This is a genomic window from Streptosporangium sp. OZ121 (genome assembly GCF_051918885.1).
Classification (GTDB): domain Bacteria; phylum Actinomycetota; class Actinomycetes; order Streptosporangiales; family Streptosporangiaceae; genus Streptosporangium.
This window is the reverse complement of the sequence record NZ_JBPXMC010000023.1, coordinates 108,973-127,063: the sequence shown is the minus strand read 5'-3', so window position 1 is coordinate 127,063 and position 18,091 is coordinate 108,973. Positions and strand designations below refer to the sequence as shown.

The following is an 18,091-nucleotide window of genomic DNA, read 5'->3' as shown; positions in this document are numbered from 1 at the left end:
GGGCGAGCGGTGCGGCGGGAGCTCCACGGAGTGCCGGCCGGGCGAGTTCACGGAGTGTCGGCCGGGCGGGCGGTGAGGATGCGGGCGAGCAGACCGCTGAGATCGGCCTGCTCGCGCGGGTCCAGGGGGGAGAACCACTCCTGTTCCCTGCGGGCCTGCTCGGCGAACGTCTCGCGGACGGCGGCCTCCCCCTTGCCGGACAGCGCGACCACCACCGCGCGCCTGTCGCCGGGCATCGGGCGACGCTCGACCAGGGCGTCGCGCTCCAGGGTGTTGACCACGTTCGTCACCGCCGAGCGGGACATGGCGGAGATCTCGGCGAGCCGAGCGGGCTGGGTCGGGCCGAGAATCCAGAGCTTGAACATCAGCCGGAAACCGGGCAGCGTCCAGCCGCGCGGGCGGTGGATCCGTGTCTCCAGGTCTGTCACCAGCAGGTAGGCCAGCTGTAGCAGGTTGTAGGCGAGCTCGAATCCCTCAGGGTCGGCGGGCGGCGGCATGCCGGCCAGGCGTTCCCGCGCGTACGCGGCATACCGGAGATCCGCCCTGCCCGCCGGCTCCACCCGCGGCGTCCCGCCGTCCCCTGCCTGTGGTGTCCCGCCGTCCTCGCCCCGCGGCGTCCCGCCGTTCCCGGCCGTGCTCGGCTTGTCCCCGGCCGCGCTCGGCGCCGCGGCCCTTCCCCGGTCTCCGGCGCGACGGCCGGAACCCGCGCGCGCCGATCCCCCGCCCGCGGGCTCCACTGATGGTTCCACCGCACAAGTCTTGCGTAGGAGCACCCTCACCGTGACTATTGTTATGGCCATAACAACCGGCGGGAGGCGCCCGTGGACATCGTCATCGCCGGTGGCGGTATCGGCGGCCTCGCCGCCGCGCTCAGCCTGCACGCGGCGGGCTTCGAGAACCTCACCGTCCACGAGGCCGCCCGCGAGATCCGCCCCCTGGGCGTGGGCATCAACCTGCTGCCCCATGCCGTACGGGAACTGACGGAACTCGGCCTCGCCGACCGGCTGGCGGCGATCGGCGTCGCCACCGCCGAACTCGCCTACTTCGACCGGTACGGCTCCGCGATCTGGTCCGAGCCCCGGGGCGTCGACGCGGGATACAGGTGGCCGCAGTACTCCGTCCACCGGGGACGGCTGCAGATGATGCTGCTGGACGCCGTGATCGAGCGGCTCGGCCCGCGATCGGTCGTGACCGGCAGCCGCGTCACCGGCCCGGGCACCGAAGACCTGCTGATCGGGGCGGACGGCATCCACTCGGCGATCCGCGCGCGCCTGTTCCCCGGCGAGGGGCCCCCTCCGTGGAACGGGCTGATCCTGTGGCGCGGCACGACGTACGGCGCGCCGTTCCTGACCGGACGGTCCATGATCATGGTCGGTGACGGGACGCAGAAGTTCGTGGCCTACCCGATCGAGACCGGCGAGCGGACACTGATCAACTGGATCGCCGAGAAGCCCTCCGGCGGCGCGGCTCCCGGCCGGGGCGACTGGAACCGGCCGGCGGACCTGGCCGAGGTCGAGGAGCACTTCGCGGACTGGCGGTTCGACTGGCTGGACGTGCCGCGGATCATCGCCGGAGCCGAGACGGCCTACGAGTATCCGATGGTGGACCGCGATCCGCTGCCGCACTGGACCGAGGGGAACGTCACGCTGCTGGGCGACGCCGCCCACGCGATGTACCCGATCGGTTCCAACGGCGCCTCCCAGGCGATAATCGACGCCCGGGTGCTGGCCCACTCCCTCGCGCACGGCGACCTGGCGGCGTACGAGGCCGTGCGGCGGCCCGCCACGACCACCCTGCAGCTGGCCAACCGGCGGATGGGCCCCGAGATCGTGATGAAACTCGCCCACGAGCGCGCCCCCGGCGGGTTCGACGACATCGAGCAGGTCATCCCCTACGCGGAGCGGGCCGAGATCGCCGCCTCCTACAAGCGCACGGCGGGGTTCGACCCGGATTCACTGAACGGATCCCCCTCCTGGAGCGTCGTCCGATGAACCTCGAACACCTCGCCACGTTCACCGTGAAGCTGGACCCGATCCTCGAACTCGGCGGCACCCACTGGGGCCGGCGACGGGTGATCAACATCGTGGGCGGATCGTTCGATGGCCCGCGGTTCTCCGGCGTCGTCCTGCCCGGCGGGGCCGACTGGCAGGTCGTGCACGCCGACGGCATGGCCAGCGTCGACACCCGTTACACCCTGCGCACCCACGACGGCGCGCATCTCTATCTCTCCACCTCCGGCGTACGGCACGGCCCCGCCGAGGTCATGGCCCGCCTCGCCCGAGGCGAGCCGGTGGACCCGTCGGAGTACTACTTCCGGCTGTTCTGCCGCTTCGAGACCGGTGACGAGCGCTACCTGTGGCTCAACCGGACCCTCGCCGTGGGAAAGGCCGGCCGGCTGCCCGACGCCGTCCGCTACGACGCCTACACCCTGACGTGACCCCTCCCGAACCGGACCGCCGCACTCCGGGCGCTCACGCCACGGCTCCGGCGTGACCCCGGGGTTCGACGGACACCCCTGAGGAACTCGCGATGCCGAAGCTGAACCGCCCCCCGCTCCCCATCGTCGCCGAGCACGACACCCCGATGCCGGTGCGCGACGGCACGATCCTGCGCGGCGACGTCTACCGCCCCGCCTCGGACGGGCCGTTCCCTGCCCTGCTCGTCCGCACGCCGTACGGCGAGGGCTCGTTCCCGACGGCGCCGAAGATCCCCGCGCTGGAGGCCGGCTTCGCGGTGGTGCTCCAGCACTGCCGGGGGCGCGGAAGCAGCGACGGGGAGTTCCGGCCGTGGCTGGACGAGGGCGACGACGGCTACGACACCATCGAGTGGATCACCTCCCAGCCGTGGTCGAACGGCGAGGTCGTGGCCTTCGGGGTGTCCTACCTCGCCGGATGCGCGCTCCAGGCCGCCGCGACGCGCCCGCCGGGGCTCAAGGCCGTGGTCGCCTCGATGACCCCGCACGACTTCCACGACGGGCTGAAGTACCACGGCGGGGCGTTCGCGCTCGGCTCGGCGCTGAACTGGGGTCTGCTGCAGGCGATGCTCGGGCTGACGCACGCGATGGAGGCCGGCGAGGACGTGGGCGCGGGCTTCGGCGCGCTCCTGCCCGTACTGGGCGACCAGGCCACCGCCGTGCGGACGCTGCCGCTGCGCGACATCCCCGGGGTGCCGTGGTGGAGTGACTGGATCTCGCACCCGGCCCGCGACGCCTACTGGGAGGGACTGGCCGAGACCCTGCGGCACGACCGGATCGAGGTGCCCGTGATGCACGTCGCGGGCTGGTTCGACCTGTTCCTCGCCGGAACCCTGGAGAACCACCGGCGGCTGGGCGGCCCGCTGGTCATCGGCCCCTGGTCGCACGGTTCCGGCGCGACGGGCACCGGCCACCTGGACTTCGGGTTCGCCGCCTCGGCGCAGGCGGCCATGGTGCCGCAGCGGCAGCTGGACTTCCTGCGCGGCGAGGACACCGGCCCGGCCGTGAAGATCTTCGTCATGGGCGACAACGTCTGGCGGGACGAGGAGGAGTGGCCGCTGTCCCGCGCGGTCGGCACCCGCTACCACCTGCACACCGGCGGCCTGCTCTCCGTCGAGCCCCCCTCGGACGCCGCGCCGTCCACCTTCACCTTCGACCCCCGCGACCCCGTGCCCACGACCGGTGGCCCCCTCCTGCTCCCCGACGTGACGAACGTCGGCCCTCAGGACCAGCGCGACGTCGAGCTCCGCCCCGACGTGCTCTGCTTCACCACCGAGGCGCTCGCCTCCGATGTCGAGGTGACCGGCCCCCTCTCCGTCACCCTGCACGCCGAGACCTCGGCGGTCTCCACCGACTGGACGGCCAAGCTCGTCGACGTCCACCCCGACGGGCGGGCGATGAGCGTGACCGACGGCATCGTCCGGACCTCCGTCCCGTCAGGGGTGCACGAGGTCGACCTCGTCGCCACCAGCCAGGTCTTCAAGACCGGCCACCGCATCCGCGTCGAGATCTCCAGCTCCAACTTCCCCCGCTTCGACCGCAACCCCGGCACCGGCCGGACCTCCGCCGACTCCACCGAGGCCGACCTGGTCCTCCAGCACCAGACCGTCTTCCCCGACTCCTACGTCACCCTCCCGATCGTCCCCCGGTGACGGCCTGTCGGACGGCCGGTACCGCTGCCGGGCCTGGCTCTCCGCGATGACAGCCTGACCTGCCATGGCAGGCGCGTGACCGGAAGGCGGACGGGCTCCGGCTTCCGGTCACGCCTTCCGGGCGTCAGCACACGATGAAGATGCTCTTCCAGCCGACGGGCGTCCTCTGCTCCGCGTCGCGGTCGGACGCCAGCTCGAAGTGCGTCACCCCCTGCGCGTCGGGCTGGTTGTACATCCGGCCGCTCTGGCCGTCGCCGTACCACTTGTACGACCCGTGGAAGGGGATGTTGGACGGGCCGCACCGGTCGATGACCACCGACCGGCCGGTGAAGCCCGGCCCCTCGTAGGCCACGTACTGCGAGGCATAGGCGGCACCGCCCATGACCACGACCATGGCGGCGGAGATGACGGGGACGAGGGCGATTCGCTTCACGATGATCCTCTCGATGACCTCAGCGCTCTACTGAGAGTGGTCAAAACATTACTCTCAGTAGGCAAAGTGCGCTGCCTATGGTCTGGATCGCTCACGGAAAGTGTCACCGGCGCCCGCGGTCACCGTCACGCACGTTCGCCGGTCGTGACGCGCATGGCGACCGGCCGGAGGGTCAGGCCGTCGGTCCAGGTCACCGACTCGGGCGAGCCGGTGAGGCGGAGGCCGGGCCGCAGGGTGACCAGGGCCTTGATCGCCTCGGTGAGCTCGACCCTGGCGAGGCTGGCGGCCAGGCAGCGGTGCGGGCCGTAACCGAACGCCACGTGCGGGTTGGGGGGATGCTCGGTGAAGCGGTGGATGTCGAACCGGCCGGGATCGGGAAAGGCCCGCGGGTCGTGGTTGGCCGCGTTCAGGTTCGGCATGACGACCGTCCCCGCGCGAAGGCGGCCGCCCGGGAGCTCGGTGTCCTTGGTGATCCGGCGCATGAAGGCGCTGGCGGGCGGCCCGTCGAAGCGCAGGATCTCCTCGACGGCGGTGGCCGTCAGGGCCGGGTCCGCGACCAGTTCGGCCCACTGGCCGGGGTGCAGGAGCAGCCGGAAGACACCCCGGGCGATCATCGAGGCCGTCGTCTCGTGACCGGCCGTGATGAGGGAGAACACGGTGTTGACCAGCTCGCCCTCCGACAGCCGGTCGCCCTCGTCCCTGGCCTGGATGAGCAGGTCGATGAGGTCCCCGCCGGGCTCCGCGCGGTGCTGGGCGACCAGTTCGGCGGCGTAGGCCATGAAGTCGGTGTAGCCCTCGTAGCGCGCCTGCTCGTCGGCCGTGGAGGTGGTCAGGAACATGTCCGTCCACCGGACGAACCGCTCGTAGTGGTCCATCGGCACGCCGAGCATCTCGCAGATGACACGGCCCGGCAGCTGCAGCGCGTACCCCTCGACCAGATCGAAGTCGTCGCCCAGGCCGTCGAGGAGCTCCTGGGCGATCTTCGCGATGCGGGGGCGCCACGGTTCGATCTGGCGCGGGGTGAAGGTGCCGTGCATGATCCGGCGGTAGCGGGTGTGCTCCGGCGGGTCCTGGTTGATCAGCGCGTCCGGGTCGTCGTCGATGCCGATGCCGCTCACCAGCCGCGGCAACCCCGGCAGGCGCAGGTTGCGGCTGGAGGTGGGCGAGGCCAGCAGGGCGCGGACGTCCTCGTACCTGACGGCCACCGGGACGCGGTCGCCGCTGGGCATGGCCGCCGGCTCCAGCGGCCCCGACTCCTGCCTGCGGGCGAACTCCGGCGGCGGCGTGGCGAGCGGTCCCGGCACGATGTCGGGCCAGGCCCCGTCCGGATCCAGCTCGGCGGTCATGGCAACCCCTTCCGGTCCGGGGCGCCCGGGAGACGGCCCACGCGGAACGTACGAAATGCCGTGCCGCCCGTCAACAGGCGAATCGGCCCCGTTCGGGTTCGCCGGTCCCCGTACTCGCTTCCCGGTGGGACCGCGCCGTCACGCCCGGCCGTGCTCGCTCGATGCTCGCCCGATGCTCGCCCGACGCCCTACCTCGGCGGATCGTCGACCTTGATCTTGTCTCCCGTGTCGGAGATGAAGACGACGAGCAGCTTCGCCGGCCGTGTCCGGCTGGTGTTCTCCGCGAGCACATGGTGGGCGCCCGGCGGCTCGACCCAGTTCTCGCCCTGGCGGTACGTACGCACCGGCTCGCCACCGAGCCGGCTGCGCACGGCGCCCTCGAGCACGTAGGCGTAGACGAAGGCCCGGCCGTGCCGATGCGGCGCCGCACGCGCGGCGGGCGGGAAGTCCACGATCGCCGAGGTGAACGTCTTGCCTTTCACGTTCGGAAGCGCCTGTTCCACAAGAGGCGACAGCTTGTCGGACGGCGGCTGCGAAACCACGGCGGCGACGGGCGTCTCGCCGGTCGCGCGCTCTACCGCGGGAGCGTACGCGGTGGCCGCGGCCACCACGCCGCCGACGAGAAAGCCACTGGCAATCCGTACCCGGATCATGACAGCCCTCCTGTCCTGCCTGGACCTTCGGGGCGCACGGGAATCGCGAGGTGTCTCGGCTTTTGCCCGAGAGGTCCGCGTTGTCGCTTGAGTACCGTGTACAGAGTATTTCGATGTCCGACACGGGCGAATTCAAGCCTTGGCGACGGTCTGCTCAAGTTCCGCTCAAGCGGAGACTCATGACTGAGCGTCAACACCGGCAAGCGGCCCCCTGCCGGTCGCGGAGCCCTCATCGCCTTGCGCGTAACCGGCTACTCGCCTTCCGCGACCCTGATGATCGTCTTGCCGGGGGTGCGCCGGGCGGGCGCGAACGCGGAGGGCGCCTCGGCGAGCGTCAGCGTGGCCCCGACGATCAGGCGGAGTCGTCCCTCCCGGACCCGTCGGACCAGGTCCGCGAGCCGGGCGCGATCGGGCTCGACGACGAAGAAGATCGCCTGCCCGTCCCGGGGCCGGACCGTGGGGGGCGAGGCGATGGTGACGAGCGTGCCGCCGGCGCGCACCAGCGCGGCCGAGCGGTCCAGGATGTCGCCGCCGATCACGTCGAGCACCACGTCGACCTGACCGGCGTCCTCAAGGGGATCGGCCCGCAGGTCCAGGAAGGCGTCGACGCCGAGACCGAGTGCCGTGTCCCTGTCGCCGGCCCTGCCGGTGCCGATCACCCGGGCTCCCGCCTCGCGCGCGAGTTGCACCGCGACGGAACCGACGCCTCCCGCGGCGCCGTGGATCAGGACGGTCTGTCCGGCGGCGAGGCGGCCGTGGTCGAACAGGGCCTGCCACGCGGTCAGCCCCGAGATCGGCAGTGCGGCGGCCACGATGTGGTCGACGTCGGCCGGCAGCGGCGCGAGGTTGCGGGCCTCCACCGCCGTGTACTCGGCCAGCGAACCGTTGCGGGCCCAGTCGGCCAGCCCGAAGACCCGCTGGCCGACGGTGAGGCCGGTGGTTCCGTACCCCAGCTCGGCGACGACACCCGACAACTCGTGCCCGAGGACACTGGGCGTCCGGTCCCGGCCCGCGCGATCGGACCACGTTCCCGGCCAGTCGAGCTCTCCGGGGGTGAACCCGGCGGCATGCACCCGGACGACGACGTCGTTCTCGGCGGCATGGGGGTACGGCTCCTCCGTCAGGGAAAGCCCGGCCAGACCGGCGGCGCGGTCTCGGACGGTGATGGCTCGCATGCGCAGGTCCTCGCTGTCGGCGGAGATGTCGAACAGGACGAACGTACAGGGCGTCGACCGGGATCACGGGGACCGCAGGGCGTCGGAAAGGCGTATTCCCGCACATCCCTGCCTGCGTAGACGCGGCAGCCGGGCGGTTCGCGCCGGGGAAGGCGGATCAGGCGGTGTCCGTTTTTCCGCTGTCCGCCCGCCGGGACCCTCTCCGCTCCCGACCGGTCACCGCCACGGGCGGTGGACGACCTTCTTCGTGGAACGGCCGGGGTAGACGACGATCAGGTGTTCCTCGGCGGGCGCTTCGGGGTCGTCCTCGTCCCATTCGAGCTCGCGGGCGTAGACGCGCATCCGGTAGCGGCCGGGGCCGTCGACGGCCAGGCTGGGCAGCGGTCCGATCGCCCCGCTGTCGCCGCCCTCAGGGTACGGCGGTACGACCAGGCGGCCGCTGCGGCTGAGGAGGCCCACCTCGACCACCTTGTCCCAGCCTTTGAGCCGGAGCGGCGGGGCGGTGCCGAACGCCTTGACCGTGAGGCACATCGCCTCGTTCTCGCCATAGGTGGTGATGGCGGCGCTGCTGCCGGCGGCGTCGATGAACCCGTCGTCGATGGCCTCGAAGACGTCACCGGCCGGGCCCTCGACGCTGTCCCGGTCGTCGGAGATGTAGTAGCCGCCTCCTTCGAAGAGCAGGTACGCGGCCGTGCCCTGCCTCCTGGCCCGCGGCTTCGGCCAGGGGTCGGCGCACCGGGCGTTCATCTCGGCTTTCCACGCGGCCAGTTCCCGCTCCTGCTCGGCCTCCTCGCGTGCCTGTTCGCGGGCCTGGTCCGCCCGTTGCCGGGCGATGACACCGGGGCACAGGAACTCCAGGGCGTCGCCGAGCTCGTCCGTGGTCGCCGATCCGCCCGCTCGCCGGAGCAGCGCCTGCCGCTCCTCGGCGCCGGGCACCGCGCACAGTTCCTCGCCATGGGCGAGGATGCGCTGTTCCGGCAGGTTCCCGGGGAACATCGCCGTCCCCGCGTGGCCGTCGTCCCTGGCGAGGCAGAGGAACGACCGGCGCCGGTCCTGCGGCCGGGTGTCGGCGTAGGACCGGATCCGCTCGCGGCAGCCCTCGTCCAGGCCGGTGAAACCGAACCGGGCACCTTCCTCGGCGCCGACCACGACGAGCGGCAGCACGAGCGCGACGGTGACGAGCAGCCGCGGCTCGCGGCCGGCGGCGGACCGGGAGGTGGTTTCGGTGGCGGGCACGCCCGCGGGCCCGGCGAGCTCGTGCGCGGTACGCGCCAGCCACACCGTGGTGAACACGCCGAGCGCGTTCACCACGAGCAACGAGCCGTCGAACAGCAGCCAACGGCTTTCGAAGACGAGGCCGAGCACGGGGAAGGCCAGCGAGGCGGCGAGGGCGATCCTCCCGATGTTGATCGTGGCGCCGCTCCACCGGCCGTCGCGACGCTGCCCGACGAGGGTCATCACCGTCCAGCCGAGGTTCGCCAGCGACCACAGGCTGAACACCCGGAAACCGGGGCTGTCGAGGAGGAACAGCAGTGCCGGGGTCAGCGTGCCGATCAGGCCGAGCGCGAGGGTGATCGCCCGGAACCGGGCCGAGACCCCGGAGACGACCCGCGCCAGCAGGATCAGCGTGGCGACCCACAGGGCCAGGCTCGCGACGTACTCCACGGTGTTGGACAGCTCTTCGACGAGTTCCCAGAGCACCAGATCGCCGGCGACGCCCGCGTAGAGCAGGCGCCGGAGCCAGACCACGCCGCGCGGCGACCCCTCGGCGCGCGGCAGCGCGGGACCGCGCAGTACCTGCCACAGTGCCCACGCGTTGAGCCCGCAGATCCCGGCGAGCAGGGGGGCGACCCAGGCTCCCTGGATGAGGCGTGCCCAGGTCGTGGCCGTCGTGGCCACCGACAGCGCCGACACCTCGCCGGACACGGCGGCGAGCACCGCGGCGACGGCCACGACGGCCAGGTAGAGGGCGACGACGGCGGCGGCCGCGCGCCCGAAGCGGTATCGGCCGGCGGCGGCCCGGATTCGGGTGACGATGCGGATGATCTTAGCGATGTATCCGAGACGACCGTCATGTCATGGTGTCCACCCGCGTGCTCCACCGCCATTCCCGCGGAGTCGGTCGCGAACGACGGTCTACGCCGTCGGCCGGGCCGAACCCGCCAGGAGGTCCGGCGCGGCTTCGGGGGAGACGTCCGGCCTTTCGAGTGCGGGGCACACCGCTCATCTGAGCGGGTCGTGCCCCCAGTTCATGAGGGAGTATCGCCACGGGGTCTCCTTGACGTCCCCGGACGGACGCTGCGTCAGGTGGCGGCGGACGTAGCCGGTCACCTTGCGCATGTGGGCGTAGTCGTCCTCGTCCAGGTCGTCTTTCCGTTTCCGCAGGATCTCGGCGATCCGGCGGCCGGACCGGTGACCTGTCGACTCCTCGCCGCCTGACTTGTCCCCCACGCGCTTGGACTCCTCGGTCTCCAGCCAGCGTTCCAGCTCCGCGGCCGTCATGTTGACCGCCTGGCCGAAGTCCGCGGCGATCCGCTCGCCGTCGTCAGTCACGGCGGTCCTTCTTGCGCAGTGCCGACGGCTTGTGTACGGCGGTCTTGCCGCTCTTGTCGCTGCGCACGAGGTACTGCGGATCGTCGGCCGAGGCGTCCACGGTACGTCCCGCCTCCTCGGTCCGCTTCGTGATCTTCTTCTCGACCTTGCCCGAGGTCGTCGAGCCGTGGCTCTCCCACGTGACGTCGTCGCCCACCTCGGGTTCGTCCTGCCTGCGCTTGTCGGTCATGGCCTCCCCATACCCCGTACCCCTTCGGAACTCGTCGTGCCGGCCCTGAACTGGTGCTTCGCTGGATCGGATCGCCCCAACGATCGATGGGGGCGGGGTGGTCAAGGGCTCGTCTTTGGCCGGTGGTTACTCGCCGATTGCCGCCTTGGCCCGGCGTCGGCCTTCAACGGGGCGCGGTCGGGGACGCCCGGCCTGCGCGTGAAGAAGAGCGCGTGATCTTCACGGTCATCGCGATGATCGGTTTCCGCGAGGAGGCCTGCACGGCGTGGGACGGGGGCCGGCCCCGCAGTGCGGACATCGGCTGTCACCCGGCGAGCGGCACTCTATCGTCGGGAGATTGCCAGGGAGTTAGAGAGACCTGGCTTGCTTGATTGTTGATTTCGATGCAGTGTGAGCACTTGGCGCCATTTTCATCGGGGGGTGAGAGAGGCGCATTTCGGTGAGGGGAGGGTGCCGAATGCAGGGCATGGCCTGGTGTTCACCAGGAAATCCCTGATTGTTTCGTGCCCATTATCGGCTGCGGGAATTTCATTTTATTTGGATGCGGCTTCGTGCTGCCTAAATTCATTCTGCGGGCTTGTGGAGGCGAGGAGTTCGGCGATGCGGAACAAGAACCTGGTGAAGGTCTACAGCGACCGCGAGTACATCGCGACCGCGATGGTGCGGCACGAGGGGAAGGTCGTGGCCTTCGCCATCGATGTCGACCGCAGGATCCACTACACCGTCCTCGGCCTGGACCAGGCCGACCGGGCACGCGGAGTGCTCGACGCGGCGTACTGGAACAACGATCCCCAGCCGCTGCCCTTTCCGGTCGAGATCGTCGACGTGGCCGAGAACTCCCCGGTGAAGGTCATGCCGACGGTGAAGAAGATGGGCGGGGACGAGGTCACGCCCCCCGACACGCTGCTGGCGGGGGAGAGGGACCCGTTCCTGTCGACGACGGCTCGCCTGACGGCGGGCGTCCCGATCCAGGCCATGTCCGACGGCCGCCACATCCTGGTGTTCCGGCAGTCCGTGGCCGCCGGCGAGCCGGGCTCGGTGTACGCGCTGACCGGTGGCCTGTCATCGGGCAACGCCGGCCATCCGCGCCTGCTCAACGGGGTCGCGACGGCGCAGACGGACGGCTCCCTGCTGTGCGACCGGTTCGTCCTGGTCGGCTCGGAGCTGAGGCCGGTGGTCGAGGTGCGCTACCAGCGCAGCCGCAGCAGGACCAGCCCCGCCTCGGGCGGTGACACGCTGGGGACCCGCGACATGGAGGGGCAGCTGTTCTACGAGCCGACCCAGAAGTTGTCGTTCGTGAGGAAACTGAGCGGAGGGCGGTTCACCGTCCTGCTCCTGCCCACCTCGGTGCAGGGTGTGGCGCGCTGGCAGATCTTCGCGGTCGAGGGCTCCGCACTGCACAGCTACAACCTGGAACAGGGCACCGACGGCCTGTTCAACGTCGAGGGCACCCAGCTCTACACCAGCCCCGACCCCAAGTTCGCCGGCTCGGTGCTGGAGCGGGCGCCCGGCATGGACTCGCACACGGGGCGGGCGCTGGTGCCGGTGCCGCGACCGCGCGACCGGGCGGGCACCGCGCTGCGCTTCGACGGCGCCAGAACCGGTCCGGTGGCAGCGGGCAACGCGGGCATGGCCGCGCCCGCCGGGCCGTACACGATCGAGGTGTGGGTCAAGCCCACCGTGGCGGCCAAGAGCCTCATCGTGGGCCGCGTCGGCAAGGCCTCCGACCTGTCCCTGTCCGTCAAGCTGGGACTGACCGCCGACGGCAGGCTCGAGTTCGTCCACGGTCCCGACACCATCGTGTCGGCCTCGCCGATGCCGCTGGGCGTGTACTCGCACGTGGCGGCGGTGTTCGACGGGTCGCAGATGCGGCTGTTCCTCAACGGGGCGCAGGCGGGCGCCCAGCCCTCGACGGCCGCGGTGACGTACACGGCCATGCTGCACATCGGCAAGGGCATGGCTGCCGGGCCGAGGGTCTTCGACCCGTTCACCGGCGACATCGACGAGGTCCGGGTGTGGAAGGTCGCCCGCACCGACTTCGCCGACAGGGAGCGGCGGCCGACCGGCGACGAGCCCGGCCTGTACGCCTACTTCCGCCTCGACGAGGGCATGGGCGACAGGCTGGCCGACCGGAGCGTGAACGCCTTCACCGGCAACACCGGCATCCGCACCGACGTCCTTGGTGCCGGCCCGACCTGGGTGACCTCGGACGCGCCCCTGTTCGACGGCCCGGGGGTGGTGCGGTCCAGCTTCGCCATCGCCGGCCGTACCCCTGCCTCCGGCCTGGCCGCGACGCTGTTCTACCAGCAGGAGCCCGTGGTGACCGGGTACGGGACCGCCACCGCCCAGGAGAAGCGGCAGGGGCGCGTGCTGCTGACCCTCGCCATGTCGGGCCCGCCGCCGCAGGGGCAGCCGGCCGACCGCTGCTTCGTGGCCGCCCTGGATCTCGCGGTCTCGCAGGACGGCAGGCTGGCCACGCCGCCAGGGGTCATCGACCTGACCTGGGTCGGGAAGCCCGGCTCCACGGCCGGCCTGGAGCAGCGCCAGGCCGCGGAGAGCGCCGTGACCGAGGCCCGCGGCCGCTACTACACCGACAAGGCGCTGGCGGACGGACTGATATCCACCTCGGCCCGGTTGGCCGACATCCAGAACGTGGTGTACGGCGGGCTGCCCGGGTTCACCATGCACGATCTCAACAAGAACATCGTCGGGCCGGCCAGGCAGAGCCAGCGCGAACAGGAGCGCGCCCTCCTCGCCGAGGCCGAGACGCTCGCCACCCGGTTCCTGGAGCAGGACGCCGCCAGGCGCCGGTTGGGCGCCGACCTGGCCGCCCTGACGGCGGCGCAGAACGTGCTGGCGACGCTGACCGGCGGCATGCAGGGCGGCGCCGGAGAGGTCCTGCCGATGCCCTCGGTGTGCGTGGACCGCTGGGGGCTGAACGTGCTCGGGGCGATGCTGGCCTTCGCCTGGACGAACGATCCGCCCTCCCTCCTGGACAGCTCGGCGGGGGAGGTGGTGCTGTACTTCCGCGGCGGCACGGGGCAGTTCTTCGCCGCCTACTATCCGACCACCGTCTCGCCCGCCGTCAAGCAGCTCAAGGTCACCGACGGGGCGATCCGGTTCACCAGCCGCGAGATCTCGGCGGCTCTGGCCGACTTCTCGGTGAAGGTGAGCGCGGCAGGCTCGGGGACGTGCACGGTGACCGTGTCCAAGGGGACGGTGACGGAGACCTACACCAAGGTGCCGCAACGCGCCGACCACCTGGCCGCCGTGCTCAACGGACCGGTGCAGGGCGCGGATCTGGGCACGCTCCTGGCCGTCCAGGACAAGGTCGTGCTGCTGGTGGAGCCACTCGTCATCGCGCTCCCGCCCGGCTCGGCGATCACGGTGGGGGATGAGATCCGTACAATCGCCGCCTCGCAGGCCGGCTCGCCGCAGCTCACCCTGACCACCGGCAGCCTGACCGCCAAGCCGGGCGCCAAGGTTCGCAAGGCGGTCTACGACTACACCCAGGCCTCCTGCAGCACCCCGGGCGTCTCGCTGGCCGGCGGCTCGCTCCTGGTCAGGGCCGACGCCGGAGCCGCCGTCGCGCCGGTGGCCGACGGCACCGCCACGGATCTGCGCGGGCCGCTCGTGCCGCGCTGGCAGGGCGACGCGCCAGGACGCGCCTTCTCCTTCGACGCCATCGACCAGCACCGCCTGGAGATCTCCGAGGCCTCCAAGCTGGCCAAGCTCGCCGCGCCGGGAGACCTGGCGATCGAGGCCTGGGCCTTCCCGACCTTCGTCGACGGGCCTGTCCGGGTGCTGAACACCGACCTCGGCAACGGCTTCCGCTACTCGCTCGGCCTGGACAAGGCGCCGCTGCCGTCGGGCAAGAGCGGCTACGTCCTGCTGGCCGGGGTCAACGACCAGATCGTGCGCGGCACCGAACCGTTCGCGCTGGAGGAGTGGGCGCACCTGGCCGTCTCGTTCAAGCAGAGCCGCGCGATGGCCATGGACGGCAGCGGTCACCTCGACGCGGGCGGGCCCGGCGGTCTGGACCTCGTCGAGGACCTCACGATCGAGGCGTTCGTGAGCCTGGACACCCTGGGCTTCAGGCAGGGCCTGGTGGGCAAGGGCGCGATGGGCGCCGGTCTCCACCGCGCCGTGCCGTACAGCCTGTATGTCGAGGCCGACGGGCAGCTCGCCTTCGGCTTCGAGGCCGGGTCCGGTGGCGACGGGCAGCAGAAGACCTACCTGTCGGGGGCCTTCCTCAAGCCCAAGGAGTTCACCAAGGTCGCGGTCACGCGCAAGAACCCCACCAGCAGTTCGGGCTCGGTGGAGATCTGCTTCTACGTCAACGGCAAGATCGTCGGCAACGCTCACGAGTACGGCGGGGCCAAGCCGGTCGGCAACGACGCGCCGGTCCACCTCGGCAGCCACCAGGTGGGCAAGGAGGCGTTCGGGCTGCGCGGCGTGCTGACGGAGGTGCGGATCTGGTCGGTGGCCAGGAACTCCAAGCAGATCGCCGCGCCGATCACCACGAAGGCAACCGGCCTGACCGCCTGGTGGACCTTCCCCGAGTCCAAGGGCACGCAGACGGCCGACCTGTGCGGCTCCTACCCGGCCACGCTGTCGGCGGTCACCCGTGTCGCCACCCGCGACCCCGCGGGCAACCGGTTCACCTTCTACCGCAACGGCGCTCCCACTCCCGCCAAGCTGGTCACCGACCAGGGAAGCCGGCTGATGGACGTGAAGAAGAGCCCCGCACACAGCGCCGTGGCCGCCCGCAGGCTCACGACAGGGTACGGCGAGGCGTACACGGGTGACCTGGACGAGATCCGCGTGTGGCGCAGCGCCCGCACCCAGGAGCAGATCCTGGACAACATGTTCGGCCGCATCCGCGGCGACCGGCAGGACCTGCTCGCCTACTACCCCTTCGGCATCGAGGACACCGCGGCCGGGGCGCAGGTGCACGACGCCGGCCTGGGCGGCAATCACCTGACCCAGTCCACGCCGGCCCCGAAGATCGTGCTGTCCAGCGCGCCGATCTCCTCCGACACCGCCGAGGTGCGCTCGGCGCTGACCGGCCTGCGCAGCCCCTTCCACGCCACCACCACCCGCACTCCGGCCGCCACCGAGTACGGCGACGTCCAGCAGAACGTCGAGGGCATGACGTTCGGGGTGATGAAGCGCGCCTACTCCTACCTGCAACCCAGGAAATGGGTGCTGGTCACCGGGTACAAGGTCGGCGAGCTGACCACTACCTGGGTGGGTCAGGCGCAGTTCGACCCGCAGCTCATCGGCTACATCGAGGGCGCCCCGCCGGTCCCGTCGGAGAACCTCGTGACCAGCGGGACCGACTACGGCAACGCCTCGTCCGTCGCGTTCGTGCAGGCCGACAACGTCGTCAACGCCCTGTCGTCGCAGAAGGAACACAGCGTCGACACCTCGGTGAAGCTCTCGCTCGACTACTCGACGAAGAGCGACGTCATGACGGTCCAGGCGCCCCTGGGTGTCGGCACTGCCACTCCCGCGGGCTCGACCTCCTTCGAATACGGCTTCAACGCCCAGTTCGACTTCTCCAACAGCTGGAGCAACGAGGCACGGGTCTCGCAGGGCACCAACACGACCCGCACCAGCAAAGTCGAGCTCACCGGCGGGTGGGAGGACCCCGACGCACGCCGGCAGGTCAACCCGGCCGCGGGGCGGCGCTGGGTCCCGGCCAACACCGGCTTCGCCGTCGTGCAGTCGGAGACCGCCGACCTCTACGCGCTGCGCCTGGTGCACAGCGGCGCCCTGGTCGCCTACCGGATGCTGCCCAGCCCCGACATCCCCCGCGACTGGAACCTCATCCCCTTCCCGATCAACCCCCGCTACACCAAGCAGGGCACCCTCGACGGAGTGGTCGGCTTCGCCGAGCAGGGCACTGCGAAGGAGCTGCGGCCCTTCGCCGATCCCCACTTCCCCAACGCCGCCGACGGTCTGCGCGGCGAGTTCAGCTACTACCGGCCGGGTGAGGCCTACCGGCTCAGGAAGCGCATCCAGCGCGAGCAGCAGCAGCTGCAGAGCTTCTACGACTCGGTCTCCACCGAGACCCACGCTCCCGACCCGACCCGCGCCCAGGCCGCCAAGGTGCTCAACGGGATGATGGGCGGGACCGGAGCGGAGATCGAGCCCGGCGTCGATCGCGAGGCGCTCAGGAACGCCACCCGGTCGGCCTCCCGGCGCAACATCGCCAACACCTACGTGTGGACCGCCGCCGGAGGATTCTTCGCCGAGACCACCGGCACCACCGACCAGGTCACCGAGACCGTCACCGGCTCCTACTCCTTCAACGCCACCATCGGCGGCCACTTCGCGGTCAGCTTCGACGTCGTCGGGACCGGCTGCAAGTTCGGCGTGGAGGCGTCGTTCGGCACCGGATACAGCGTCACCCGCAGCAAGTCACAGGACGCCACCCGGACCTTCAGCCTCGACGTCAACTGCGCCCCCGGCCGCCAGCTCCAGCGCTTCGACGGTGACACCCCGCTGTTCGACAAGGACGGCAAGCCCGCCCTCGTGCCCGGCCGGGTCGACGCCTACCGGTTCATGAGCTTCTACCTGGACACCAGCACCGACAACTTCGAGGACTTCTACGGCAAGGTCATCGACCCCGAGTGGCTGGAGCGCAGCACCGAACCCAACGCCCTGGCGCTCAAGCGGGCCCGTCAGAGCGACCGCAAGCCGCCCTGCTGGCGCATCCTGCACCGCGTCACCTTCGTCAGCCGGGTCCTGCCCACCACCCCCGGCGCCAAGGCGTCCTTGCAGCAGGTCATGGCCACCCAGAAGATCACCAGCACCTACGCCCTGGTCAAGCGCCTGGAACCCTACCTGGGCACCTCCATCGGCAACCCCACTGACCTGACCGCCAAGGCCAAGTCCGTCATCTCCGAGCACTTCCCGGCGTTCATCCCCCACATCAACGACATCGCCGTCCTGCTCACCGACTACTACCTCACGACGGAGTCCACCGCTTCCGGCACCTCCGTCGCCGCGGTCGCCTCCCCACCCGCGTCCACCGCTCCGGCCCTGCCCCCCGTCCCCGCCCGCGCCCACATCGTGGCAGGGCACGTCGAGAAGGTCATCGACGTCTCCCAGTCCTCACTCGCCGACGGCGGGCAGGTCGTGATGGCGACCTGGGCCGGCGGCGGCAACCAGAAGTTCTCCCTGAGCCCGGTCAGCGACGGCTACTACGCCATCATCGCCAAGCACAGCGGGAAGGCGCTGACCGTCGCCGGAGCGGGCACGGTGAACGGCACCGGGGTGCAGCAGCGGGGATGGGAGGCGGCCGACCACCAGAAGTTCAGGCTCGTCCCGAAGGGCAACGGGTCCTTCGGCATCGTCGCCAAGCACAGCGGGCTGGCTTTGACCGTTTACAGCGCGCTGCAGACGGACGGGGCGGCGATCCAGACGTGGGACTGGGTGGGGTCGGCTCACCAGAGCTGGCAGCTCCGCGCCATGGACGACAGCAACTGGTAGGCCGATCCTGCCGGAAACCGCGGCGGGGACGACGTCGCCTCTTACACGGCCTGGCGGTCCATTGCCGAGGTGCGCGC

The 18,091-nt window shown here is 71.0% G+C and carries 12 protein-coding genes; 4 read left to right on the top strand and 8 right to left on the bottom strand.

Annotated features, from left to right (window positions below):
- Positions 1 to 47: 47 nt before the first annotated feature.
- Positions 48 to 749: a MarR family winged helix-turn-helix transcriptional regulator gene (locus tag ACTOQ1_RS31725; protein ID WP_440071642.1), complete on the bottom strand. Its 702-nt coding sequence runs from the start codon at positions 747 to 749 to the stop codon at positions 48 to 50.
- Positions 750 to 821: 72 nt separating this feature from the next.
- Between ACTOQ1_RS31725 and ACTOQ1_RS31720 the strand changes: the two genes are divergently transcribed.
- The 3 genes from ACTOQ1_RS31720 (at position 822) to ACTOQ1_RS31710 (ending at position 4,125) form a co-directional block, all read left to right on the top strand.
- A complete protein-coding gene (locus ACTOQ1_RS31720; RefSeq protein WP_440071641.1) occupies positions 822 to 1,991 on the top strand; it encodes a flavin-dependent oxidoreductase in 1,170 nt (389 codons plus the stop codon).
- Entirely contained in the window at positions 1,988 to 2,437 is a 450-nt protein-coding gene (locus tag ACTOQ1_RS31715; RefSeq protein WP_440071640.1) for a DUF3237 domain-containing protein, read from the top strand. Before ACTOQ1_RS31720 ends, ACTOQ1_RS31715 begins: the two co-directional genes overlap by 4 nt.
- A gap of 92 nt (positions 2,438 to 2,529) precedes the next feature.
- Complete coding sequence (locus ACTOQ1_RS31710) at positions 2,530 to 4,125, top strand: CocE/NonD family hydrolase (protein WP_440071639.1); 1,596 nt, start codon at positions 2,530 to 2,532, stop codon at positions 4,123 to 4,125.
- A 124-nt stretch (positions 4,126 to 4,249) separates the two neighbouring features.
- On the opposite strand, the gene ACTOQ1_RS31705 is transcribed toward ACTOQ1_RS31710, so the two are convergent.
- The 7 genes from ACTOQ1_RS31705 to ACTOQ1_RS31675 all read right to left on the bottom strand — a co-directional run bounded on the left by ACTOQ1_RS31705 (position 4,250) and on the right by ACTOQ1_RS31675 (position 10,514).
- Positions 4,250 to 4,558, bottom strand: a complete 309-nt coding sequence (locus ACTOQ1_RS31705; RefSeq protein WP_440071638.1) for a MiAMP1 family antimicrobial peptide — start codon at positions 4,556 to 4,558, stop codon at positions 4,250 to 4,252.
- Positions 4,559 to 4,683: 125 nt separating this feature from the next.
- Positions 4,684 to 5,904 (bottom strand): cytochrome P450, encoded by a 1,221-nt coding sequence (locus ACTOQ1_RS31700; RefSeq protein WP_440071637.1) that lies wholly within the window; start codon positions 5,902 to 5,904, stop codon positions 4,684 to 4,686.
- 188 nt (positions 5,905 to 6,092) lie between these two features.
- Positions 6,093 to 6,557, bottom strand: a complete 465-nt coding sequence (locus ACTOQ1_RS31695; protein ID WP_440071636.1) for a cupin domain-containing protein — start codon at positions 6,555 to 6,557, stop codon at positions 6,093 to 6,095.
- Between the two features lie 251 nt (positions 6,558 to 6,808).
- Positions 6,809 to 7,732 carry an NADP-dependent oxidoreductase gene (locus ACTOQ1_RS31690; RefSeq protein ID WP_440071634.1) on the bottom strand — a complete coding sequence of 308 codons (924 nt, stop codon included), beginning with the start codon at positions 7,730 to 7,732 and terminating at the stop codon, positions 6,809 to 6,811.
- A gap of 216 nt (positions 7,733 to 7,948) precedes the next feature.
- On the bottom strand, positions 7,949 to 9,685 hold the full coding sequence (locus tag ACTOQ1_RS31685; protein WP_440071633.1) for a hypothetical protein: 1,737 nt from the start codon (positions 9,683 to 9,685) through the stop codon (positions 7,949 to 7,951).
- Between the two features lie 270 nt (positions 9,686 to 9,955).
- Positions 9,956 to 10,285 carry a DUF3140 domain-containing protein gene (locus ACTOQ1_RS31680; RefSeq protein ID WP_440071632.1) on the bottom strand — a complete coding sequence of 110 codons (330 nt, stop codon included), beginning with the start codon at positions 10,283 to 10,285 and terminating at the stop codon, positions 9,956 to 9,958.
- Entirely contained in the window at positions 10,278 to 10,514 is a 237-nt protein-coding gene (locus tag ACTOQ1_RS31675; protein WP_440071631.1) for a DUF2945 domain-containing protein, read from the bottom strand. The genes ACTOQ1_RS31680 and ACTOQ1_RS31675 overlap by 8 nt, the downstream gene beginning before the upstream one ends.
- 600 nt (positions 10,515 to 11,114) lie before the next feature.
- Between ACTOQ1_RS31675 and ACTOQ1_RS31670 the strand changes: the two genes are divergently transcribed.
- Positions 11,115 to 18,014, top strand: a complete 6,900-nt coding sequence (locus ACTOQ1_RS31670; RefSeq protein ID WP_440071630.1) for a LamG-like jellyroll fold domain-containing protein — start codon at positions 11,115 to 11,117, stop codon at positions 18,012 to 18,014.
- The last annotated feature ends 77 nt before the right edge of the window (positions 18,015 to 18,091 follow it).